Raw genomic sequence first — 22083 nt, forward strand, 5'->3', positions numbered from 1 at the left:
CGACACGCGAAACAGTGCGGAAGTCGGGCAAAGTGCAGGTAAAACGGAGTGTGGCGCAGAAATGAAAATCGCCCGGCGAACGGGGCGAGAAGGAAGGTGACGAGCCCGACCCTCGGCACTGGCGGAAAACGATTGTGGCTGCTTCGTTCCCGACCTGACCAGGTTCACCGCCCCACCATGCGAGGAGGCCCGTCACGGCATATTCTATCACCGCTTCCGGATGAATGCGACCGTTTGTTCGCATCAATGCGAAAGGCCAGGCAAAACCGGCGCGCGTCCGGCCATGCGAATCGCATGCGTGCCCGCCCCCCCCCTTGTAATTCGCGAGCCGGCCTCCACCTGCAGGGCACAACGGTCGAACGTCGCGTCGTACCCCTACTCACGTAGCGGCTACTATCGCCGCCCGCAGCAGATAGCAATTTAGGCTAATATGACGCCCGAACGACCCGCGAGCCGCGGCATGCAGCGCTTACGCCCCTCCCGTCCGGAGAGCGGAGCTACCTGCCACGGCGGCCGGCAGCCTACGGAGGCCGGTACGCCGCAACGCGCAAGCAGGCAGTCCCCGAACCGTAAGAGGTATTGACCCAATGAGCGAACAGATCAAACACATCAGCGACGCATCGTTCGAACAGGACGTCGTCAAGTCCGACAAGCCCGTGCTCGTCGATTTCTGGGCCGAATGGTGCGGCCCGTGCAAAATGATCGCCCCGATCCTCGATGAAGTCGCGAAGGACTACGGCGACAAGCTGCAGATCGCGAAGATCAACGTCGACGACAACCAGGCGACGCCCGCGAAGTTCGGCGTGCGCGGCATCCCGACGCTGATCCTGTTCAAGAACGGCGCGGCCGCCGCGCAGAAGGTCGGCGCGCTGTCGAAGTCGCAGCTCACCGCATTCCTGGACAGCCACCTGTAATACCGGCAGTTCCGCGGACGTGTTGTCAGCCGGCAACACGTCCGTCGTCAAGCCGCCGATCGGCCGCTCAAGCGCGAATCGGCCTATGCTAGAATTAAAAAACGTCTACAAGACGCATTTAAGTCTCTGAGCGCTTCCGCTCGCCCTCCTCCCTTTATTTCTTTCGTCGCTTCTCCTCCCTGGCGGGTTCTCCGTATGCATTTATCCGAGCTCAAGTCTCTGCACGTCTCCGAACTGATCGAAATGGCCAATGGCCTCGAGATCGAAAACGCGAACCGCCTGCGCAAGCAGGAGTTGATGTTCGCCATTCTCAAAAAGCGCGCCAAGACGGGAGAGACGATCTTCGGCGACGGTACGCTCGAAGTGCTGCCGGACGGCTTCGGCTTCCTCCGCTCGCCGGAAATGTCGTACCTCGCGAGCACCGACGACATCTATATCAGCCCGTCGCAGATCCGCCGCTTCAACCTGCACACCGGCGACACCATCGAAGGTGAAGTCCGCACGCCGAAGGACGGCGAGCGCTACTTCGCGCTGGTGAAGGTCGACAAAGTCAACGGGCAGCCGCCCGAGGCCTCGAAACACAAGATCATGTTCGAGAACCTCACGCCGCTGCACCCGAACAAGCCGCTGTCGCTTGAACGCGAAATGCGCGGCGAAGAGAACGTCACGGGCCGCATCATCGACATGATCGCGCCGATCGGCAAGGGCCAGCGCGGCCTGCTCGTCGCGTCGCCGAAGTCGGGCAAGACCGTGATGCTCCAGCACATCGCACACGCGATCAAGCAGAACCACCCGGACGTGATCCTGTTCGTGCTGCTGATCGACGAGCGTCCTGAAGAAGTGACCGAAATGCAGCGCTCGGTCGCCGGCGAAGTGATCGCATCGACGTTCGACGAACCGGCCACGCGCCACGTCCAGGTCGCCGAAATGGTGATCGAGAAGGCCAAGCGCCTCGTCGAAATGAAGCACGACGTCGTGATCCTGCTCGACTCGATCACGCGTCTCGCACGCGCTTACAACACCGTGATCCCGGCATCGGGCAAGGTGCTGACGGGTGGTGTCGACGCGAATGCACTGCAGCGTCCGAAGCGCTTCTTCGGCGCGGCGCGCAACATCGAGGAAGGCGGTTCGCTGACGATCATCGGCACCGCACTGATCGAAACCGGCAGCCGCATGGACGACGTGATCTACGAAGAGTTCAAGGGCACCGGCAACATGGAAGTGCACCTCGAGCGCCGTCTCGCGGAAAAGCGCGTGTATCCGTCGATCAACCTGAACAAGTCGGGCACGCGTCGCGAGGAAATGCTGATCAAGCCCGAGATCCTTCAGAAGATCTGGGTGCTGCGCAAGTTCATCCACGACATGGATGAAGTCGAGGCAATGGAATTCCTGCTCGACAAGATCCGCCAGACGAAGAGCAACTCCGAGTTCTTCGACCTGATGCGCCGCGGCGGCTGATCGCCCTCGCTCCGCAACGAACGGCCGCCTGCGCATCTTGCCGGCGGCCGTTTTTCGATCCCAACCTGAACGTGAACGTACAGGTTGATCTATAATCTCACCATCACCCCGACCGAATCCCCCGCCTCCCGATGCCGAACGACGCCTCCACCCCGCTGCTGACCGTGAGCGACGCCGCGTCGCGGCTCGGCGTCACGCCGCGCACGCTGAAGTATTACGAAGAGCGCGGGCTCGTCACGCCGTCGCGCAGCGAAGGCCGCTATCGCCTCTACGACGAAGCCGACCTCGAGCGCTTCGCGCGCATCCTGCGGCTGCGCGCACTCGGCTTCTCGTTGCACGGCATCACCGAAATGCTGAAGCGACCGCTCGAGGAAACCGGCGACGGACGCCGCCGCTATTCGGACGCGTCGCTGCGCGACATCCGCACCGGCCTCGCGGAGCAGATCGGCACGCTCGACCGGCGGATCGCGGCCGTCCAGCGCGAACTGAAGGAAGCCGTCGCGCTGCGCAAGGAGCTTCAGCACGACATCGACTACGTCGAGCGGCGTCTTGCCGGCGAAAACCCCGATGCGCTGATCGCACAGCGGCAGGCCGAAGCCGGAACGCGGCGCGCGCGCAAGGATCGCGAATGAGTGCGGTGCCCGGTCGTTCGCCGCTGTGGAGCCGCGCGAACCTGCGCGCGGACCTGTTCCCATGGGCGCTCGCGCTCGTCACCGGCATCGACTACTTCGATAACGCGGTCTTCTCGTTCTTCGCGAGCTACATCGCGGGCGGCATCAACGCGTCGCCCGACGAACTCGTGTGGTCGTCGAGCGCGTATGCAGTCACGGCCGTGCTCGGCATCCTGCAGCAGCAATGGTGGGTCGACCGGCTCGGACATCGTCGTTACGTCGCCGGCTGCATGCTGATGTTCTCGTGCGGCGCGATCGCGGCCGCGCTCGCCGATACGTCGCTCGAACTCGCGTTCGCGCGTGGTTTCCAGGGGTATTTCATCGGCCCGATGATGGGCGCATGCCGGATCCTGATCCAGGTCAGTTTCAAGCCGCAGGAACGACCGCCCGCGACGCGCGCGTTCCTGATCATGATCCTGCTCGGCAGCGCGCTCGCGCCGATCGTCGGCGGGCTGCTCGTCGCGCATTCGACGTGGCGCGCGCTGTTCGCGTGCACCGCGCCGGCGGGCATCGCGTTCGCGATCCTCGCGCTGCTCACGCTGCCCGATTCGGGCAGAACCCCCGACGACGAACGCGGCTCCGGACACTTCTGGCCGTATGTCGTGTTCGCGCTCGCGCAAGGTGCGCTGCAGATCGTGCTGCAGCAGGTGCATTACCAGCTCTACAGCGGCTCGCCGATGCTGATCCTGCTGACGATCGCGGGGCTCGGCGCGCTCGCATGGTTCGCGTATCACCAATGGAATCACCCGACACCGCTCGTGCGGCTGCACGCGTTCCGCGAGCGGACGTTTCAGGTCGGGCTGCTGCTCTACATGTTCTATTACTACGAGACGACGGGTTTCAGTTATCTGACATCGCGGTTTCTCGAAGGCGGGCTCGGTTATCCGGTCGAGAACGCCGGGCGGCTGGTGGGCACGATGTCGCTGATTTCGGCCACGGCGCTGTTCGCGTACCTGCGCTACGCGAAATTCGTCACGCACAAGAAGTGGTTCGTCGTGCCGGGGTTCGCGATCGCGGTCACGGCCGCGCTGTGGATGACGCGGATGACGCCGCAGATCGGCGAAGCCGCGCTGATCGTCCCGCTGCTGCTGCGCGGCCTGCTGCTGCTCTTCATCGTGCTGCCGGTGGCCAATCTGACGTTCCGGATCTTCGCGATCGACGAATACACGCACGGCTACCGACTGAAGAACATCGTGCGGCAACTGACGATCTCGTTCGCGACGTCGTCGGTGATCATCGTCGAGCAGCATCGCGTGGCTGTGCACCAGACGCGGCTGGTCGAGCGCGCGAACGTATTCGACCCGCTGTTCCAGCAGACCGTCGACACGCTGACGCGCAGCTATGCGGCGGCCGGCCACGCGCTGAACGAAGCGCACGGCCTCGCGATTGCCGCCATCGCCCGCATGGTCGCGCAACAGGCGTCGTTCCTGGCGTCGCTCGACGGCTTTTACTTTCTGGCGGGCGTGGCGCTCGTCGGCGGTCTCTTCGCAGCATGGCAAAAAGAGATCGATTGAGTTAAAAGACAGAGTTTGGATTTCCGCAAGCCGCCTCCATGCTCTCGAAACTGACCCGCTGGTTCGACGACCGCCGCCGCGACCGCGCGCTGCGCAGCCACCCGATCTCGGACGCACTGTGGCACGACACCGTCGAGCGCCTGCCGTTCCTCGCCACGCTGTCGCCCGACGCGCTCGGCCGGCTGCGCGAGCTGACGAGCCTGTTCGTCGCGAAGAAATCGTTTTCGACCGCGCACGGTCTCGAATTGACCGACGCGATGATCGTCGCGATCGCGGCGCAGGCCTGCCTGCCGGTGCTGAATCTCGACCTGTCGCTGTACGACGGCTGGGTCGGCGTCGTCGTGTATCCGGGCGAATTCCTGATCCGCAAGACCGTGCAGGACGAAGACGGGGTGGTCCACGAAGTCGAACAGGATGCGAGCGGCGAGGCCTGGGAAGGCGGCCCCGTGATCCTGTCGTGGGAAGACGCGCAGATGACGGACGGCCAGGACGCGTACAACGTCGTGATCCACGAGTTCGCGCACAAGATCGACATGGTCAACGGCGCGGCCGACGGCTATCCGCCCCTTTTTCGCCGCTGGCACGCACCGCATCTCGACGCGCAGGCGTGGGCCGACGTGTTCGAGCATGCGTACGACCAGTTCTGCGCGCGCGTCGACGCGGTGCCGGACCGCGCGTGGGCGCGCTTCGAGCGGGACTCGCTGATCGATCCGTATGCGGCCGACCACCCGTCGGAATTCTTCGCGGTGTGCAGCGAGGCGCTGTTCGTGCGACCGCGCGCGTTCGAGTCCGAATTTCCGGAGCTGTACCGGTTGCTCGCCCGCTACTATCGGCAGGATCCCGCCGGCACCGGCGCGCTCGACGCACCGTGAAAATTATTCGTCAACCATCTGATTTTCTGGCATAATCGCCGTTTTTCGACCTTAGGCAAGTGGCTCGCGCCGGGCTTGGCGTCGGCTGGTACGCGTAATTCACGCGATCCGGCACGGCAAGCGGCGGGTTGGCTACCGCTCTCACCAAGGAAAGACCATGAAAGAAGGCATCCACCCGAATTACCGCGAAGTCGTCTTCCAAGACATGTCGAACGGCTTCAAGTTCATCACGCGCTCGACGATCCAGACGCGCGAAAACATCGAACTCGACGGCAAGACCTACCCGCTCGCCAAGATCGAAGTGTCGTCGGAATCGCACTCGTTCTACACGGGTCAGCAAAAGATCATGGACACGGCAGGCCGTGTCGAGAAGTTCAAGAACAAGTTCGGCGTTCGCGCCAGCGGCAAGGCGAAGTAAGCTTCGCACCGCATCCGGTGGTTGCAACGCACCGGTATCGCACAAAAGGGCAGCCCAGGCTGCCCTTTTTTGTCTCTGCTCGCCCGGAAATCGCCGGCCGGCGCCCGGGGCATCGACCTGACGCGCAACAGCCGGCGCGTCTACAATGCCGGATGCTCGAAACCGGCTCGGCCGCGCGCGATCGCGCCGGCCGCCTGCCCATAACAAATCGCTCATCTGCATGAAGCCTGTCGTCCGTCTCACCGCCTCCGCCACGCGTGCGCTGCCGCGCTGGCTGCTGCTCACCCTCTGCTTCGTCTACGCAGCGTTCGGCCTGTTCGGCCGCGACCCGTGGAAGAACGAGGACGCGGCGGGCTTCGGCGTGATGTGGACGATGGCCAAGGGCGGCTGGCACGACTGGCTGCTGCCTAACCTCGTCGGCAAGTTCATCACGACAGACGGCCCGCTCGGCTACTGGCTCGGCGCGCTGTCGATCCGCGGCCTCGGCCCGTGGGTCGATGCGAGCAACGCGTCACGCGTCGATACGGGCGTGCTGTTCTGCGTCGCGTGCGCGTTCGTCTGGTACGCGGCCTACCTGCTCGGCCGGCGCGCCGAGGTCCAGCCGTTCAAGTACGCCTTCGGCGGCGAGCCCGAGCCGCGCGACTACGGCCGCACGCTGGCCGACGGCGCGCTGCTGGTCCTCGTCGCCTGCTTCGGCCTCGCGGAACGCGGGCACGAAACGACGCCGCAGGTCGCGCAGTTCGCGTGGATCGCGATGCTCGTCTACGGGATCGTGCGCGGCATCGACAAACCGATGCAGGGCGCGCTGTGGTGGGGCCTCGCGATCGGCCTCGTCGCGCTGTCCGGCAATCCCGTGCTGGTCGTCGCGCTGCTCGCCGGCACGGCCGCGCTGTGGCTCGTCACGCCCGAGATGCGCAACCTGCGCCTGCCGCTGGTCGGCGTGCCGCTCGCGGCCGCGATCTTCGCGCTGTGGCCGCTTGCCGCGTTTGTCGCGGCGCCCGACGACGCCGCATGGTTCTTCAACCAGTGGATCCACGGCAGCCTGATGCGCTTTTCAGGCCCGCCGACCGCCGTGCTCGCTTACGCCGCGAAAAACCTTCCGCTGTTCACGTGGCCCGCGTGGCCGCTCGCGATCTGGGCGTGGTGGAGCTGGGCCGGCATGCGCCGCCGCGCGCACATCGCGATTCCACTGTCGGTCGCCGTGCCGCTCGTCGCGCTCGTGATCCTGCAAAGCCAGCAGTCGAACCGCATGTACATGCTGCTGCTGCCGCCGCTCGCGGTACTCGCGACGTTTGCGCTGCCGACCCTCAAGCGCGGCGCGATCAACGCGTTCGACTGGTTCGCGGTGCTGAGCTTTACGATCCTCGGCACCTTCGTATGGCTCGTGTGGCTCGCGTCGCTCACGGGCTTCCCGCATCCGCTCGCGCGCAACCTCGCGCGTCTCGTGCCAGGCTACGAGCCGCACTTCAAGATCCTGTCGTTCATCTGCGCGGTGATCGTCACGGTGTGCTGGTGCGTGCTCGTGCGCTGGCGCATCTCGCGGCAGCCGAAGGTGCTGTGGCGCAGCGTCGTGCTGTCGGGCGCGGGCACCACGCTGATGTGGGTGCTGCTGATGACGCTGTGGCTGCCGATCGTCAACTACGGCCGGACCTATCGCGACGTCGCGCAGCAGATCGCGGTGCACCTGCCGTCCGACTACGAGTGCATTTCGCCGGTGCGGCTCGGCGATGCGCAGATCGCGACCTTCGCGTATTTCGGCAACATGCATTTCGATTTCTCCGGCGACTGCGACGTGATCCTGCGCCAGGACCGCGCGGACTTCGGCGAGCCGAGCGCGATGTCGCAATACGTGTGGCGTCTCGTGTGGGAAGGCCGCCGCGTCGCCGACCGTGACGAACGCTTCCGCCTGTACGAGCGCATCGAACGGCCGAAGACGCCCGTCAAGCGGCGTCCGCCGCGCCGCCAGGCGGCCGATTGACGATGCTCGGCGACATCCGCCGGATCGTCGGTCTCGCGTGGCCGGTGCTGGTGGGCCAGCTCGCGATCATCGCGTTCGGCGTGATCGACACCGCGATGGTCGGCCGCTACTCGGCCACCGATCTGGCCGCGCTCGGGCTCGGTTCGTCGATCTACGTGTCGATCTATATCGGCCTGACGGGCATCCTGTCCGCGCTGCAGCCGATCACCGGGCAACTGTATGGCGCGCGGCGCTATGCCGAGATCGGCGAGGAAGTGCGCCAGGCGTTGTGGCTCGCGCTGCTGCTCGCGGTGCCCGGCTTCCTGCTGCTGCATTTTCCCGAGCCGCTGCTGCACCTCGCGCACACGCCCGCCGCGCTGCACGACCGCACCGTCGACTACCTGCGCATCCTGTCGTACGGGCTGCCAGCCAGCCTCGTATTCCGCATCTACAACGCGCTGACCAATGCGGCCGGCAAACCGCGCCTCGCGATGATCCTGCAGATCGGCGCGCTGCTGCTCAAGTTTCCGCTCAACGTGTGGTTCATCTTCGGCGGGTTCGGCGTGCCGGCGCTCGGCGGCCCGGGCTGCGGGCTCGCCAGTACGCTGATCAACTGGGCGCTCGCGCTGATCGGCTACACGCTGCTCGCGAAACTCGACGTGTTCGCGCCGCTCGCGATCTTCTCGCGCTTCTGCTGGCCCGTCTGGGAACGCCAGAAGGCGATCCTGAAACTCGGCGTGCCGATGGGCCTGTCGTACCTGATCGAGGTCACGTCGTACACGTGCATGGCGCTGTTCATCGCGCAGTTCGGCACGACGACGCTTGCCGGCCACCAGATCGCCGGCAACATCGGCGCGGTGCTGTACATGACGCCGCTGTCGATCGGCGTGGCGGCCTCGACGCTGGTCGCGCGCGCGCTCGGCGCCGGACGTCCCGAAGAAGCACGCTTGCTCGGCCGGCACAGCGTGATGTTCGCGTGCGGCGTCGCCGCCACCTACGGCGTGCTCGTGTTCACGCTGCGCCCGCTGATCGTCAGCGGCTACACGCCTAACCCGGCCGTCGCCGCGGCCGCGATGCCGCTCGTCGCGATCGTCGCGTGCTACCACTGCTTCGATGCGCTGCAGGTCACGTCGGCCTTCGTGCTGCGCGCGTACAAGGTGGCGATCGTGCCGACCGTGATCTATGCGGTCGCGCTGTGGGGCGTCGGGCTCAGCGGCGGCTACGTGCTCGGCTTCGACGTGGGCGGCATCGCCCCCGCGTGGCTGACGGGCGCACGCGGCTTCTGGTTCGCGAACACGATCAGCCTGATGCTCGCGGGCGCCGGGCTCGTGTTCTACCTGCGCCGCGTGAGTCGCGCGCACGTCGCGGCCGAGGCCTGACGCGTCGCCCGGCAGCTGCGCAGTGTGCCGCGCCATGCGTGTGACGCCGCGCGCCTGACGCGGCACGACCTGCCGGCCGACATCGCCGCGCAGCTCGGCGAATGCCCGATCGTCAGCGGATCGGGGGCAGAACGTTTCGATACGGCTCTCGACATGCCTGGAACAAAACCACGCCCCGCGACACCGTAAAGAATGGTCAAAATCGCCGCCCGGCGCGGCTTTCGGTCTTTACAGCAACGCAAGCCTTCAGCAAGATTCGGTCAGCCTGTCTTAAAAAGGGCACGCATTTGTCCTATGCTTAACGGCGACACTTCGCCGGGTCTCGCCCCGCCGTCCGTTGCAACAGCCATTCATCCGTCAGAACCAGGGAGCCTTTGCCATGCTGAAAAAGCTGCTGATGCTGTTCGTCGCGCTATCGCTGTCGCTCGCCGCCGGCCTTGCCGCGGCCGTCGAAGTCAACACGGCCGACCAGGCCGCGCTCGAATCCGTGAAGGGTCTCGGGCCGGTGAAGTCGAAGGCGATCATCGACGAACGCACCAAGAACGGCCCGTTCAAGGACGCCGACGATCTGGCGAACCGCGTGAAGGGCCTCGGCACGAAATCGGTCGGGCATCTCGAGGAAAATGGCCTGACGATCGGCGGCTCAGCGACGCCGCCGAAGGGCGTGAAACTGTCGAAGCCGGCCGCGACGGCACCGGCCACCACGCCGGCGACGACGTCGGCAGGCACTGCATCGACGTCCACGACCACGACGGCCGCTACGACGACGGCACCGGCCCCGGCTGCCAGCGCGCCGGACGCGGCAACGAAGCCGGCGAAGAGCAAGCGTATGTCGAAGAAGGAAAAGGCGGCGGCTGCCGCGTCGGCGTCCGCGGAAGCGGGTGCGAGCGCACCGGCCGCAGCATCGTCCGCGAAGGCGGCGAAGGGTTCGAAGAAGAAGAGCAAGAAGGACAAGGCAGCCTCCGCCGCCGCGGCGTCGGGCGCCTGATGTGCGCCGCGCGCGCGACGGCGTGCGCGCGGTATTCGTTCAACGGGCGCCGTCGTCACGGCGCCCTTCTCAGTGAAGGTGAAGAACCATGGGTCTCCTCGACATCGTTGGCGGTCTGATCGGCGGCCAGGCAGGCGGCAACTCGCAAAGCGCGCTGATCACCACCGCGCTCGAATTCATCAACAACCAGCCGGGCGGCCTGAACGGCCTGATCGAGAAGTTCAAGGCAGGCGGCGCCGGCGACATCATCGGCTCGTGGGTCGGCAACGGCCAGAACCAGCCGATCTCGCCCGACGCGCTGCAGAACGTGCTCGGCTCCGACGCGATCGGCGCGCTGGCGAGCAAGTTCGGCGTCGATCCGTCGATGGCATCGACCGTCCTCGCGCAGGTGCTGCCGCACGTCGTGAACCACGCGACGCCGGACGGCGCGGTGCCGGCCGACGGCCAGGCGCAGGTCGACCCGTCGAACGTGCTCGGCTCGCTGTCGCAGCTCGCCGGCATGTTCGGCGGCAACAAGCAGGGCTAAAGGGCCAGGCGCGCCGCGCAGCGGCCGCTTCAGCCACCCCATAAGCAAACACCCCGCCGAGGCGGGGTGTTTGTTTTTGCGCGCCCGGCGCGAACCGGGCGGGCGGCCGATGGCAGGCGATCAGTGAACGACGCGGTCGAACACGAACTTGCCGTCGTTGATGTCGACGGGAATCACGTCCTTCGGACCGAAGCGGCCCGCGAGGATGAGCTTCGCGACCGGGTTCTCGATCTCCTGCTGGATCGCGCGCTTCAGCGGCCGCGCGCCAAACAGCGGATCGTAGCCGACCTTCGCGATCTGCTCGAGCGCCGCTTCCGACACGTCGAGCGCCATGTCGAGCTTCGCGAGCCGCTCGTGCAGGCGCGCCAGCTGGATCTTCGCGATCGACTCGATGTTGCTGCGGTCGAGCGCATGGAACACGACGACGTCGTCGATCCGGTTCAGGAACTCGGGGCGGAAATGCTGCTTCACCTCGAGCCACACGGCGTCCTTGATCTCGTCCTGCGGCGCACCCGTCATCGCCTGGATCACCTGCGAGCCGAGGTTCGACGTCATCACGATCACCGTGTTCTTGAAGTCGACCGTGCGCCCCTGCCCGTCCGTCATGCGGCCGTCGTCGAGCACCTGCAGCAGCACGTTGAACACGTCCGGATGCGCCTTCTCGATCTCGTCGAGCAGGATCACGCTGTACGGCTTGCGGCGCACGGCTTCCGTCAGGTAGCCGCCTTCCTCGTAGCCGACATAGCCCGGCGGCGCGCCGATCAGCCGCGCGACGCTGTGCTTCTCCATGAATTCGCTCATGTCGATGCGGATCAGGTGCTCTTCCGAATCGAACAGGAACGACGCCAGCGCCTTGCACAGCTCGGTCTTGCCGACACCCGTCGGGCCGAGGAACAGGAACGAGCCGTACGGACGGTTCGGATCGGCAAGACCCGCGCGCGAACGGCGGATCGCGTCGGCCACCGCGCCGATCGCCTCGTGCTGGCCGACCACACGCTCGTGCAGCTTTTCCTCGATGTGCAGCAGCTTCTCGCGTTCGCCCTGCATCATCCGCGACACGGGAATCCCCGTCGAACGCGACACGACTTCCGCGATTTCCTCGGCGCCGACCTGCGTGCGCAGCAGGCGCGGACGCGTCGGGTTGTGCTGCTCCTTCTCTTCGGCCTGCGTAACCTGCTTCAGTTGCGCCTCGAGCTGCGGCAGCTTGCCGTACTGCAGTTCGGCGACCTTCTCCAGCTTGCCGTCACGCTGCAGCCGCGCGATGTCCGCACGCACCTTCTCGATCTCTTCCTTCAACTGCGCGCTGCCTTGCACCGCGGCCTTCTCGACGGTCCAGATCTCCTCGAGGTCCGCGTATTCGCGGCCGAGGCGGTCGATCTCTTCCTCGATCAGCTGCAGGCGCTTCTGCGACGCTTCGTCCGGCTCCTTCTTCACGGCTTCGCGCTCGATCTTCAGCTGGATCAGCCGGCGGTCGAGCTTGTCCATCTCTTCGGGCTTCGAATCGATTTCCATCTTGATCTTCGAAGCGGCTTCGTCGATCAGGTCGATCGCCTTGTCGGGCAGGAAACGGTCGGTGATGTAGCGGTGCGACAGCTCGGCCGCGGCGACGATCGCCGGGTCGGTGATGTCGACGCCGTGGTGCAGTTCGTACTTCTCCTGCAGCCCGCGCAGGATCGCGATCGTCGCCTCGACGCTCGGCTCGTCGACCAGCACCTTCTGGAAGCGGCGCTCGAGCGCGGCATCCTTCTCGATGTACTTGCGGTATTCGTCGAGCGTGGTCGCGCCGATGCAGTGCAGCTCGCCGCGCGACAGCGCCGGCTTCAGCATGTTGCCCGCATCCATCGCGCCTTCGGCCTTGCCCGCGCCGACCATCGTGTGGATTTCGTCGATGAAGACGATCGTCTGGCCTTCGTCCTTCGCGATGTCGTTGAGCACGGCCTTCAGGCGCTCCTCGAATTCGCCACGGTACTTCGCGCCCGCGAGCAGCGCGGCCATGTCGAGCGACAGCACGCGCTTGCCCTTCAGCGTCTCGGGCACTTCGCCGTTGACGATCCGTTGCGCGAGCCCTTCAACGATCGCGGTCTTGCCGACGCCCGGCTCGCCGATCAACACCGGGTTGTTCTTCGTGCGGCGCTGCAGGATCTGGATCGAGCGGCGGATTTCGTCGTCGCGGCCGATCACCGGATCGAGCTTGCCCGCACGGGCACGCTCGGTCAGGTCGACCGTGTATTTCTTGAGCGCCTCGCGCTGGCTTTCCGCGTCCTGGCTGTGCACCTGCGAGCCGCCGCGCACCGCGGCGATCGCGGCTTCGAGCGACTTGCGCGTGAGACCGTGCTGACGCGCGAGTTTGCCGGCTTCGCCCTTGTCGTCGGAGACCGCGAGCAGGAACATCTCGCTCGCGATGAACGTGTCGTTGAGCTTCTGTGCTTCCTTGTCGGCCTGGTTCAGCAGCCCGGCCAGCTCGCGGCCGATCTGGATGTCGCCGCCCGTGCCCGTCACTTGCGGCAGGCGCGAGATGGCTTCGTTCAGTGCGCCTTGCAGCGCCTGGATGTGAACACCCGCGCGCGACATCAGCGAGCGGGCGGAACCGTCCTGCTGGGCGACCAGCGCCGCCAGCACGTGAACGGGTTCGATGTATTGATTGTCGCGGCCTGCCGCGAGGCTTTGCGCGTCCGAGAGTGCTTCCTGGAACTTGGTGGTGAGCTTGTCGATTCTCATTTAGTCGAGACCTCCAATTTTCGATTAACACCAAGATGAGGATGGTTATGCGGCTTTCAAGCGAAATTCGGGTTGATTCAGCGCAAAAATTGCTGGATATCCGTGAAGCGGCCCGGGAGCAGGCCGCGACCGGATCGCGGGACGCGGTGCCCGCGCGTCAGCCGGCCGTCGACGGCGGCTCGACGGCTGCAGCCGCTTCGTCCGGTGCCGGCTCGGCACGCACGAGCGCGAACGGACGGATGCCGAGCAACGCCACGAGCGGCGACGCATCTTCGACCAGCTCGCCGAGCGTGTGACAGTCGAGTTCGGCGAAGAACGCATCGCGTGCGGCCGCCAGCACGCCCTTCAGGCGGCACTGCGGCTCGATCACGCAACCGCGCGACTCGCCGTCGTCGGTCGAAAAGCAGCCGACCAGTGCGAAGTCACTCTCGGTCGCGCGCACGACCTGGCCGACCGTCAGCTGCAGCGATTCGGGGAAGAGGCGCAGCCCGCCGTTGCGGCCGCGGACCGTGTCGACCCATCCCGACTCGCCGAGCTGCTGCACGACTTTCATCAGATGGTTCTTCGAGATGCCGTAGGCATCCGAAATCTCCTGGATCGTCGCGAGCCCCTCGCCGCGCACGGCAAGGTACAGCATCACGCGCAGCGAATAGTCGGTGTAGTCGGTGAGTCTCATGGGCGAATACGGAAAAGATCGATCATGCCCCGGTCACGTGAACCGGGCCGATCGGGATGCGCGGGGGCCGACCGACGGCCCTGTTTCGCAACCCGGGTTGCCGGGATGGCGCGCGCACATATAAGATGCGTGACATCTGCACGTTTTTCAGGGGGTGTTGGACGCTATTTTGCGTCAAAATCCGGCCGGCGTCCTGTCCGTTGCCCACGCCGCCGCGTTGACGTTGCCCAGCTCTCCCGGCCCTTTTAGCCATGACCGTCATCCCCGCCTTGCCCGATACCGCCCCGGCCCGCCCTCGCGATGCCGAGCCGACCGAAGACAACATCCGCGCGCTCGTCTACGCGTTCTACGACCGCGTGCGCGCCGATCCGCTACTCGGGCCCGTGTTCGACGCGAAGCTGGCCGGCCGCTGGGACGACCATCTGCCGAAGATGGTCACGTTCTGGTCGAGCCTCGTGCTCGGCACCAAGGGCTATCGCGGCAACGTGCAGCAGGCGCACCAGCCGCTCGACGGGATCGAACCGGCCCATTTCAGCCGCTGGCTGTCGCTGTTCCTGAAAACCGTCGAGATGCGCTACGCACCGCCCGCGGCGATCCGCTTCATGGAACCCGCGCTGCGGATCGCGCAGAGCCTGCAGTTGAGCCGGTTCGGCTGGGATTATCGGATTCCGCCCGAGCAGCAGGCCCTGCTCGACGCGATCGCGCCGCGCCGCCGCGACACGGGCGACGACCCGCATGCGTTGCCGTCGCGCACCCGCGGCGAGCCGTTTCCGACGAAGATCATCGGGCGCAGCGCCGATCCGGACGCGTAACGCGCATTGCGCACCGATTGCGCATCTGCGACACATGGCCGCAGCGCGCGGACGCCGCGTTCAGCGCGGCGTGTTGCCCGATTCGACGCCCCAGCGCGCGAGCGCGGCATCGTCGGTCGTACGGGCATCGACCCAGCGCTCGCCGTCCGGCGTCGTTTCCTTCTTCCAGAACGGCGCCTCGGTCTTCAGGTAGTCCATCACGAACTCGCACGACGCGAACGCATCGCCGCGGTGCGCGGCGACCGTCGCGACCATCACGATCTGGTCGAGCGGGAGGAGCTTGCCGACGCGATGCACGATCGCGACGTCGATACCGGGCCAGCGCCGGCCGGCCTCGGCCGCGATCCTCTCGAGCGCCTTCTCGGTCATGCCCGGATAGTGTTCGAGCTCCATCGCGGCAACCGAATCGCCTTCGTTCAGGTCGCGCACCGTGCCGACGAAGCACGCGACCGCGCCGATCTTCGGGTTGCGCGCGCGCAATGCCGTCACTTCGGCGTTCAGATCGAAGTCGTCGGCCTGGATTCGTATCGTTGCCATCGCGTGCTCGTCAACCGCCCGTCACCGGCGGAAAGAACGCGACTTCGCAGCCCTCGGTGAGCCGCGTGTCGGGATCGGTCATCTCGTGGTTGCAGGCCATGCGCAACGCGCGCCCTTCGGCGAGCGTCTCGGCCCATGCACCGCCGCGCACGCGCAGCCACGCGCGCACGTCGCCGACGGTTGTCACGCCGTCCGGCACGTCGGCCTGCTCGTCGGCCACGCCCAGTGCCTCTCGTACGCTTGCAAAAAATTTCAGTTGAATCTTCATGAGTCGGGAAGCCGTCGCGTTACGACAGCAGTTCGGAAAACGGAATGAAACGCACGGTCTCGCCTGCGCTGATCGCGTGCTGCGGCGGATTGTCGATCAGGCCGTCGCCCCAGACCGTCGACGTCAGCACCGCCGAACTCTGGTTCGGGAACAGGTCGAGGCCGCCGGCCGCATTGACGCGCGCGCGCAGAAATTCGTTGCGCCGGTCGCCCTTGCCTTGCGAAAAGTCGGCACGCAGCGACAGCGCGCGCGGCGCGACGTCGCGCACGCCGGACAGGCGCAAGAGGAACGGCCGCACGAACAGCAGGAACGTGACGAAGCTCGATACGGGGTTGCCCGGCAGCCCGATGAAATGGGCGGCGGGGCGATCGTCGCCGCAGCGCACCGCGCCGAATGCGAGCGGCTTGCCGGGTTTCATCGCGATCTGCCACAGCGCGAGCCGCCCTTCGGCCTCGACGGCCGGCTTCACGTGATCCTCGTCGCCGACCGAGACGCCGCCGCTCGTCAGGATCACGTCGTGATCGCGCGCGGCCTCGCGCAGCGTGTCGCGCGTCGTGGCGAGCGAATCGGGCACGATCCCGTAGTCGGTCACGTGGCAGCCGAGCCGCTCCAGCAGCCCGCGCAGCGTGAAGCGGTTCGAGTTGTAGATTGCGCCCGGCTTCAGCGGCTCGCCCGGCATCGTCAGTTCGTCGCCGGTGAAGAACACCGCGACGCGAAGCCGCCGTGCCACCGACAGCTGCGCGCAGCCGACCGACGCGGCAAGACCGAGCGCCTGCGGCGTGAGCCGCGTGCCGGCCGGCAGGATCACCGAGCCCTGCCGGATGTCCGCGCCCTGCGCGGTGATCCATTCACCGGCCTTCGGCGTGTGCAGGATCTCGACCGCATCGCCTTCGGCCGATGCCTGCTCCTGCATCACGACCGCGTCGGCGCCGGGCGGCACCGTCGCGCCGGTGAAGATCCGCGCGGCCGTGCCGGCCACGAGCGGCACGGCCGGATGGCCGGCCGGAATACGCTGCGACACCGGCAGGCGCCGCGCGCCGTGCAACAGGTCGGCGACGCGCACCGCATAACCGTCCATCGCGCTCGTATGCATCGGCGGCACGTCGAGCGGCGAACTCACGTCGGCTGCCAGCACGCGGCCAAGCGCGTCGAGCGTGGCGACGGTTTCGGTACCGGGCAGCGGCTTCGCGGCTTCGAGCAGCGCGGCGAGCGCCTCGGCGGTCGACAGCATCGGCGCGCGCGGCGCCGCGGGATTCGGGTTCGACATCGATGGAAGCGGGGATCGTTGGATTCAATATGTCATTGTAGCGACGCCGTCGCGCGGGCGCGCGATATGGCGGACATGCGGAAACTGTGATCGGCGCGAACGCGGGGTACTGGCACTTGTTTCGCGCGAGGTGCGGCGGGTATCGAACACATGCGCCACCAAATGAAACGGCCGGAACCCCGATCCGTTCGACGAATCGGCATTCCGGCCGTCCCGCACTGCCGGGCCCGCGGCCCGGCCATGCGTCACTCGCCCGTATGCGCGGCGATGAAGTCCTTCACCTGCTGCGCGTCGGCCTTCACGACCTCGAAGCGCTGCGGCAGCGCCTCGAGCCCGTCGAATGCAGCCGGACGCTCCGGTTCGCGATCGAGCGCTTCGCGGATCGTCTCGCCGAACTTGATCGGCTGGGCCGTCTCGAGCACGACCATCGGCACGCCCGCGTCGAGATGCTCGCGCGCGACCTTCACGCCGTCGGCCGTATGCGTATCGATCGTGGTGTTGTAGCGCGAGAACACGTCGCGGATCGTCGCGATGCGGTCCGTGTGGCTGCTGCGGCCCGACACGAAGCCGAACTCGGCGACGCGCGCGAAATCGCCGCTCGCCACGAGATCGAAGCCGCCCTTCTCCTCGACGTCGCGGAACAGTTGCATCACGCGCGCCGGATCGCGGCCGAGCAGGTCGAACACGAAGCGCTCGAAGTTCGATGCCTTCGAGATGTCCATGCTCGGGCTGCTCGTGTGATACGTGTTCTCGGCGCTGCGCACGCGATACGCGCCCGTGCGGAAGAACTCGTCGAGCACATCGTTCTCGTTGGTCGCGACCACGAGCTTCGCGATCGGCAGCCCCATCATCCGCGCGATGTGGCCCGCGCAGACGTTGCCGAAGTTGCCCGACGGCACCGTGAACGACACGCGCTCGTCGTTGGACTGCGTCGCCGCGAAGTAGCCCTTGAAGTAGTACACGACCTGCGCAACAACGCGCGCCCAGTTGATCGAGTTGACCGTGCCGATCTTCTGCTGCGCCTTGAACGCGTGATCGTTCGATACGGCCTTCACGATGTCCTGGCAGTCGTCGAACACGCCTTCGACCGCAAGGTTGAAGATGTTCGGATCCTGCAGGCTGAACATCTGCGCCGTCTGGAACGCGCTCATCTTCTTGTGCGGCGACAGCATGAACACGCGCACGCCGACCTTGCCGCGCATCGCGTATTCGGCCGCGCTGCCGGTGTCGCCCGACGTCGCGCCGAGGATGTTCAGCGCCTTGCCCTGCTTCGCGAGCGTGTACTCGAACAGGTTGCCGAGCAGCTGCATCGCCATGTCCTTGAACGCGAGCGTCGGGCCGTTCGACAGTTCGAGCAGCGACAGCGCCGCACCGTTCTCGGTGCCGAGCGTCTTCAGCGGCGTGATGTCGGACGCGTTCTCGCCGTGGCGCGTGTTGCTGTACACGTCGGCCGTGTACGTGCGGCGCGTGAGCGCGCGCAGGTCGTCGGCCGGAATGTCGTCGCTGAATTTCGACAGGATCTCGAACGCGAGATCCGCATACGGCAGCGTGCGCCAGCGCGCGAGCTCGTCGGCGGACACCTTCGGGTACTCGGCCGGCAGGTAGAGCCCGCCGTCCTTCGCCAGACCGCCGAGCAGGATGTCGGAGAACGTGTGGCGCTCGCCGATGCCGGCGCCGCGCGTGGAGATGTAGTTCATGTCGTCCTCAGTTCAGCGCTTCCATGCGCAGCTTCGTCACCTTCGAGACGACCGTCGCGAGGCTTTCGATCTGCGCGATCGCCGCGTTGACGTTCTTCTCGATCGTCTCGTGCGTGATCAGGATGATGTCGGTCTCGCCGTTGGCGCCGTCGACCTGCTCCGATTCCTTCTGCAGCAGCGCGTCGATCGAGATGCCCGATTCGGCGAGGATGCGCGTGATGGCGGCCAGCACGCCGGTCTGGTCGGCCACCCGCAGGCGCAGGTAGTAGCCGCTCGTGATTTCCTCGATCGGCAGAATCGGCGTGTTCGACAGGCTGTCGGGCTGAAACGCGAGATGCGGCACGCGATGCTCGGGGTCGGCCGTGTGCAGGCGCGTGACGTCGACGAGATCCGCGACCACCGCCGACGCGGTCGGCTCCGCGCCCGCGCCCTTGCCGTAGTACAGCGTCGTGCCGACCGCGTCGCCGTGCACGACGACCGCGTTCATCGCGCCTTCGACGTTCGCGAGCAGGCGCTTCTCGGGGATCAGCGTCGGATGCACGCGCAGTTCGATGCCGTTTTCGGCGCGACGCGCGATGCCGAGCAGCTTGATCCGGTAGCCGAGCTCTTCCGCGTAACGGATGTCGGTCGCGTCGAGCTTGCTGATGCCCTCGACATACGCGCGGTCGAACTGCACCGGCACGCCGAACGCGATCGCGCTCATGATCGTCGCCTTGTGCGCGGCGTCGACGCCTTCGATGTCGAAGGTCGGATCGGCTTCCGCGTAACCGAGCTCCTGCGCGGCCTTCAGCGCCGTCGCGAAATCGAGCCCGCGGTCGCGCATTTCCGACAGGATGTAGTTGGTCGTGCCGTTGATGATGCCCGCGATGTACTGGATGCGGTTCGCGGTCAGGCCTTCACGCAGCGCCTTGATGATCGGGATGCCGCCGGCGACGGCCGCCTCGAACGCAACCATCACGCCCTGCTCGCGCGCGGCCTCGAAGATCTCGGTGCCGTGCACCGCGAGCAGCGCCTTGTTCGCCGTCACGACGTGCTTGCCGTTCGCGATCGCACGCAGCACGAGCTCGCGCGCGATGCCCGTGCCGCCGATCATCTCGGCAATGATCGAGATCGACGGATCGTCGACGACCGAATTGAAATCGTCGGTGATCTCAACGGCGCCGGCGGCGCCGAGCGCAGCCTGCGCCTTGGCCGGGTTGCGCACGGCAATGCGCGTCACCTCGATGCCGCGCCCCGCGCGTCGCTTGATTTCTTCCTGGTTGCGGCGCAGCACCGTGAAGGTGCCGCTGCCCACCGTGCCGAAGCCCAACAGGCCAACTTTGATCGGTTCCATGCTGCGTGTGATCGATGAGTAAGAATGAGTGAGTGCCATGTGGTCCTGCCCGCTCAGGCCGAATGGCGCTTGCGGTAGCCGTCGAGGAAGCGTGCGATCCGGTTGATCGAATCGGTCAGGTCGTCGAGGTTCGGCAGGAAGACCACACGGAAGTGGTCCGGCGTCGCCCAGTTGAAACCCGTGCCCTGCACGAGCAGCACGCGCTCCTCGAGCAACAGGTCGAGAATGAACTGCTGGTCGTTCTGGATCGGGTAGAGCTTCGGGTCGAGGCGCGGAAACATGTACAGCGCGGCCTGCGGCTTCACGCAGGTCACGCCCGGAATCGACGTGAGCATGTCGTAGGCGAGTTCGCGCTGCTTGTACAGGCGCCCGCTCGGCACGATCAGTTCGTTGATGCTCTGGTAACCGCCGAGCGCCGTCTGGATCGCGAACTGCCCGGGCACGTTCGCACACAGGCGCATCGACGACAGGATGCCGAGCCCCTCGAGGTAATCCTTCGCGTGCCGGCGGTTGTCGCCGCCCAGGCCCGACACGGCCATCCAGCCCGCGCGGTAGCCGCACGAGCGATAGCTCTTCGACAGGCTGTTGAACGTGACGGTGATCACGTCCTCCGACAGCGCGCCCATCGCCGTGTGCTCGAGACCGTCGTAGACGATCTTGTCGTAGACCTCGTCGGCGAACACGATCAGCCCGTGCTGGCGCGCGATCTCGAGCAGCTCGAGCAGCAATTCGTCGGAATAAAGCGCGCCCGTCGGATTGTTCGGGTTGATCACGACGAGCGCCTTGGTATTCGGCGTGATCTTGCGGCGGATGTCGTCGAGATCGGGCATCCACGCGTTCTGCTCGTCGCAGACGTAGTGCACGGGCGTGCCGCCCGACAGGCTCACCGCCGCCGTCCACAGCGGGTAGTCGGGCGCGGGCAGCAGCACCTCGTCGCCGTCGTTCAGCAGCGCCTGGGTCGCCATCACGATCAGCTCGGACGCGCCGTTGCCGATGTAGATGTCGTCGAGACCGACGCCCACGACGCCCTTTTGCTGCGTGTAGTGCATCACGGCCTTGCGGGCCGAGAACACGCCCTTCGAATCCGAATAGCCCGACGACGTCGGCAGGTTGCGGATCATGTCCTGGATGATCTCGTCCGGCGCGTCGAAACCGAACGGCGCGAGGTTGCCGATGTTCAGCTTGATGATGCGGTGGCCTTCGTCCTCGAGGCGCTTCGCGTGCTCGAGCACCGGGCCACGGATGTCGTAGCAGACGTTGAGCAGCTTGTTCGACTTCTGAATCGGTTTCACGACGACACGGTTCCTGGGTTGGCCTTGCGGCCGGGGGGGCGGGATCAAAACTGGAAAGCGGCCGGTCTGTGCGCGCTGTCTAGACTGGAAAAAGCGGGCGGTCGGACGCGGCTTGTGGCGACGCACGACGCAAGTGGCGCCCGGGGGCGACCAAAAAGTTATAATTTAGCGGATTTTGGCCGACTTTCGCAATGCACCATAACCGCACCGGGCCCCGCCGTCGGGCGTCCCGCCAGTACTGGAGCGCGAAACCGGCCGCCCGGGCCCGTGTGGCCCAGCGACACATTCCCCTACGGAACCGCGGAATACCGATTTGAAACTGCACCAGGACACGAGCGGCGCGCTCAACACCGTCACCGGCTACGGCCCCGATTATGTCGACGTCAATCTCGAACGCCACGAAACGAGCGTCATCGTGCTGCCCGGCGCGCCGGTCCAGGCGTGGCCCGTGTCGTCGTTCGACGCACTCGCCCCCGAGCATTTCGCGATGCTGCTCGACCCGCCCCCCGAACTCGTGATCTTCGGCAGCGGCGCGCGGTTGCGCTTCCCGCACCCGCGGCTCGTCGCGGCGCTCACGGCCAAGCGGATCGGCGTCGAAACCATGGATTTCCAGGCGGCCTGCCGCACCTACAACATCCTGATGGCCGAGGGCCGCAAAGTCGCCGCCGCGCTCTTAATTGAACGTTAATCCCCGATGCGGTAAAACTCGGGCCGGCGCAGCGGGTCGATCCCCCGGATCGGCCCGGCAGGCCGCCCGCCCCCGGCGCAACCCGCCGGCGGCCCGTC

At 66.3% G+C, this 22083-nt stretch carries 20 protein-coding genes and 1 other RNA gene; 12 read left to right on the top strand and 9 right to left on the bottom strand.

Annotated elements, in window-relative coordinates; all coding sequences use genetic code 11:
* Positions 1–95: 95 nt before the first annotated feature.
* Positions 96–194, bottom strand: an RNA gene (gene ffs / locus ACTRWB_RS21100) — signal recognition particle sRNA small type.
* 393 nt (positions 195–587) lie between these two features.
* On the opposite strand from ffs, the gene trxA reads away from it, so the two are divergent.
* The 10 genes from trxA to ACTRWB_RS21150 all read left to right on the top strand — a co-directional run bounded on the left by trxA (position 588) and on the right by ACTRWB_RS21150 (position 10697).
* Positions 588–914, top strand: coding sequence for a thioredoxin TrxA (gene trxA / locus ACTRWB_RS21105; RefSeq protein ID WP_006402348.1), 327 nt, complete (start codon positions 588–590; stop codon positions 912–914).
* 195 nt (positions 915–1109) lie between these two features.
* A complete protein-coding gene (gene rho / locus ACTRWB_RS21110; RefSeq protein ID WP_006478662.1) occupies positions 1110–2372 on the top strand; it encodes a transcription termination factor Rho in 1263 nt (420 codons plus the stop codon).
* 131 nt (positions 2373–2503) lie between these two features.
* On the top strand, positions 2504–3004 hold the full coding sequence (locus tag ACTRWB_RS21115; protein ID WP_129512287.1) for a MerR family transcriptional regulator: 501 nt from the start codon (positions 2504–2506) through the stop codon (positions 3002–3004).
* The gene (locus ACTRWB_RS21120; protein ID WP_446903132.1) at positions 3001–4557 is read left to right on the top strand and encodes an MFS transporter; all 1557 of its coding nucleotides are present in this window, start codon (positions 3001–3003) and stop codon (positions 4555–4557) included. The genes ACTRWB_RS21115 and ACTRWB_RS21120 overlap by 4 nt, the downstream gene beginning before the upstream one ends.
* 38 nt (positions 4558–4595) lie before the next feature.
* On the top strand, positions 4596–5429 hold the full coding sequence (locus ACTRWB_RS21125) for a M90 family metallopeptidase (RefSeq protein WP_446903133.1): 834 nt from the start codon (positions 4596–4598) through the stop codon (positions 5427–5429).
* Between the two features lie 157 nt (positions 5430–5586).
* On the top strand, positions 5587–5847 hold the full coding sequence (locus tag ACTRWB_RS21130) for a type B 50S ribosomal protein L31 (protein ID WP_006753671.1): 261 nt from the start codon (positions 5587–5589) through the stop codon (positions 5845–5847).
* Between the two features lie 145 nt (positions 5848–5992).
* A complete protein-coding gene (locus ACTRWB_RS21135; RefSeq protein ID WP_155420241.1) occupies positions 5993–7825 on the top strand; it encodes an ArnT family glycosyltransferase in 1833 nt (610 codons plus the stop codon).
* 2 nt (positions 7826–7827) lie between these two features.
* Positions 7828–9183, top strand: coding sequence for an MATE family efflux transporter (locus ACTRWB_RS21140; protein ID WP_129512291.1), 1356 nt, complete (start codon positions 7828–7830; stop codon positions 9181–9183).
* 379 nt (positions 9184–9562) lie between these two features.
* Positions 9563–10171, top strand: coding sequence for a ComEA family DNA-binding protein (locus ACTRWB_RS21145; RefSeq protein WP_446903134.1), 609 nt, complete (start codon positions 9563–9565; stop codon positions 10169–10171).
* 88 nt (positions 10172–10259) lie between these two features.
* On the top strand, positions 10260–10697 hold the full coding sequence (locus ACTRWB_RS21150) for a YidB family protein (protein ID WP_048246875.1): 438 nt from the start codon (positions 10260–10262) through the stop codon (positions 10695–10697).
* 120 nt (positions 10698–10817) lie between these two features.
* Here ACTRWB_RS21150 and clpB read toward each other — a convergent pair whose 3' ends face one another.
* Together clpB and ACTRWB_RS21160 are read right to left on the bottom strand one after the other, a co-directional pair.
* Positions 10818–13415: an ATP-dependent chaperone ClpB gene (gene clpB, locus ACTRWB_RS21155; RefSeq protein WP_446903135.1), complete on the bottom strand. Its 2598-nt coding sequence runs from the start codon at positions 13413–13415 to the stop codon at positions 10818–10820.
* A gap of 157 nt (positions 13416–13572) precedes the next feature.
* Positions 13573–14091, bottom strand: coding sequence for an Rrf2 family transcriptional regulator (locus tag ACTRWB_RS21160; protein WP_446903136.1), 519 nt, complete (start codon positions 14089–14091; stop codon positions 13573–13575).
* A 251-nt stretch (positions 14092–14342) separates the two neighbouring features.
* Here ACTRWB_RS21160 and ACTRWB_RS21165 point away from each other — a divergent pair, with 251 nt between their 5' ends.
* Positions 14343–14903 (top strand): group III truncated hemoglobin, encoded by a 561-nt coding sequence (locus tag ACTRWB_RS21165; RefSeq protein WP_446903137.1) that lies wholly within the window; start codon positions 14343–14345, stop codon positions 14901–14903.
* A 60-nt stretch (positions 14904–14963) separates the two neighbouring features.
* Here ACTRWB_RS21165 and moaE read toward each other — a convergent pair whose 3' ends face one another.
* The 6 genes from moaE to ACTRWB_RS21195 all read right to left on the bottom strand — a co-directional run bounded on the left by moaE (position 14964) and on the right by ACTRWB_RS21195 (position 21297).
* Positions 14964–15440, bottom strand: a complete 477-nt coding sequence (gene moaE, locus ACTRWB_RS21170; RefSeq protein WP_446903138.1) for a molybdopterin synthase catalytic subunit MoaE — start codon at positions 15438–15440, stop codon at positions 14964–14966.
* 10 nt (positions 15441–15450) lie between these two features.
* On the bottom strand, positions 15451–15708 hold the full coding sequence (gene moaD, locus ACTRWB_RS21175) for a molybdopterin converting factor subunit 1 (RefSeq protein WP_031403202.1): 258 nt from the start codon (positions 15706–15708) through the stop codon (positions 15451–15453).
* Between the two features lie 19 nt (positions 15709–15727).
* Positions 15728–16975, bottom strand: a complete 1248-nt coding sequence (locus ACTRWB_RS21180; RefSeq protein WP_446903139.1) for a molybdopterin molybdotransferase MoeA — start codon at positions 16973–16975, stop codon at positions 15728–15730.
* A gap of 245 nt (positions 16976–17220) precedes the next feature.
* Positions 17221–18672, bottom strand: a complete 1452-nt coding sequence (thrC, locus tag ACTRWB_RS21185) for a threonine synthase (protein ID WP_129512298.1) — start codon at positions 18670–18672, stop codon at positions 17221–17223.
* Between the two features lie 7 nt (positions 18673–18679).
* Positions 18680–20005 carry a homoserine dehydrogenase gene (locus ACTRWB_RS21190; protein WP_129512299.1) on the bottom strand — a complete coding sequence of 442 codons (1326 nt, stop codon included), beginning with the start codon at positions 20003–20005 and terminating at the stop codon, positions 18680–18682.
* Positions 20006–20058: 53 nt separating this feature from the next.
* Positions 20059–21297, bottom strand: coding sequence for a pyridoxal phosphate-dependent aminotransferase (locus tag ACTRWB_RS21195; RefSeq protein ID WP_048246860.1), 1239 nt, complete (start codon positions 21295–21297; stop codon positions 20059–20061).
* Between the two features lie 313 nt (positions 21298–21610).
* Here ACTRWB_RS21195 and ACTRWB_RS21200 point away from each other — a divergent pair, with 313 nt between their 5' ends.
* Positions 21611–21985, top strand: coding sequence for an Mth938-like domain-containing protein (locus ACTRWB_RS21200; protein ID WP_129512300.1), 375 nt, complete (start codon positions 21611–21613; stop codon positions 21983–21985).
* Positions 21986–22083 lie beyond the last annotated feature (98 nt).

This window comes from Burkholderia sp. YIM B11467 (assembly GCF_052952715.1).

What these genes read in the sequence shown, in the direction of transcription:
- trxA (WP_006402348.1), top strand. Translation starts at nt 588, where the DNA reads ATGAGCGAACAGATCAAACACATCAGCGACGCATCGTTCGAACAGGAC.
- rho (WP_006478662.1), top strand. Translation starts at nt 1,110, where the DNA reads ATGCATTTATCCGAGCTCAAGTCTCTGCACGTCTCCGAACTGATCGAA.
- ACTRWB_RS21115 (WP_129512287.1), top strand. Translation starts at nt 2,504, where the DNA reads ATGCCGAACGACGCCTCCACCCCGCTGCTGACCGTGAGCGACGCCGCG.
- ACTRWB_RS21120 (WP_446903132.1), top strand. Translation starts at nt 3,001, where the DNA reads ATGAGTGCGGTGCCCGGTCGTTCGCCGCTGTGGAGCCGCGCGAACCTG.
- ACTRWB_RS21125 (WP_446903133.1), top strand. Translation starts at nt 4,596, where the DNA reads ATGCTCTCGAAACTGACCCGCTGGTTCGACGACCGCCGCCGCGACCGC.
- ACTRWB_RS21130 (WP_006753671.1), top strand. Translation starts at nt 5,587, where the DNA reads ATGAAAGAAGGCATCCACCCGAATTACCGCGAAGTCGTCTTCCAAGAC.
- ACTRWB_RS21135 (WP_155420241.1), top strand. Translation starts at nt 5,993, where the DNA reads ATGCCGGATGCTCGAAACCGGCTCGGCCGCGCGCGATCGCGCCGGCCG.
- ACTRWB_RS21140 (WP_129512291.1), top strand. Translation starts at nt 7,828, where the DNA reads ATGCTCGGCGACATCCGCCGGATCGTCGGTCTCGCGTGGCCGGTGCTG.
- ACTRWB_RS21145 (WP_446903134.1), top strand. Translation starts at nt 9,563, where the DNA reads ATGCTGAAAAAGCTGCTGATGCTGTTCGTCGCGCTATCGCTGTCGCTC.
- ACTRWB_RS21150 (WP_048246875.1), top strand. Translation starts at nt 10,260, where the DNA reads ATGGGTCTCCTCGACATCGTTGGCGGTCTGATCGGCGGCCAGGCAGGC.
- clpB (WP_446903135.1), bottom strand. Translation starts at nt 13,415, where the DNA reads ATGAGAATCGACAAGCTCACCACCAAGTTCCAGGAAGCACTCTCGGAC.
- ACTRWB_RS21160 (WP_446903136.1), bottom strand. Translation starts at nt 14,091, where the DNA reads ATGAGACTCACCGACTACACCGACTATTCGCTGCGCGTGATGCTGTAC.
- ACTRWB_RS21165 (WP_446903137.1), top strand. Translation starts at nt 14,343, where the DNA reads ATGACCGTCATCCCCGCCTTGCCCGATACCGCCCCGGCCCGCCCTCGC.
- moaE (WP_446903138.1), bottom strand. Translation starts at nt 15,440, where the DNA reads ATGGCAACGATACGAATCCAGGCCGACGACTTCGATCTGAACGCCGAA.
- moaD (WP_031403202.1), bottom strand. Translation starts at nt 15,708, where the DNA reads ATGAAGATTCAACTGAAATTTTTTGCAAGCGTACGAGAGGCACTGGGC.
- ACTRWB_RS21180 (WP_446903139.1), bottom strand. Translation starts at nt 16,975, where the DNA reads ATGTCGAACCCGAATCCCGCGGCGCCGCGCGCGCCGATGCTGTCGACC.
- thrC (WP_129512298.1), bottom strand. Translation starts at nt 18,672, where the DNA reads ATGAACTACATCTCCACGCGCGGCGCCGGCATCGGCGAGCGCCACACG.
- ACTRWB_RS21190 (WP_129512299.1), bottom strand. Translation starts at nt 20,005, where the DNA reads ATGGAACCGATCAAAGTTGGCCTGTTGGGCTTCGGCACGGTGGGCAGC.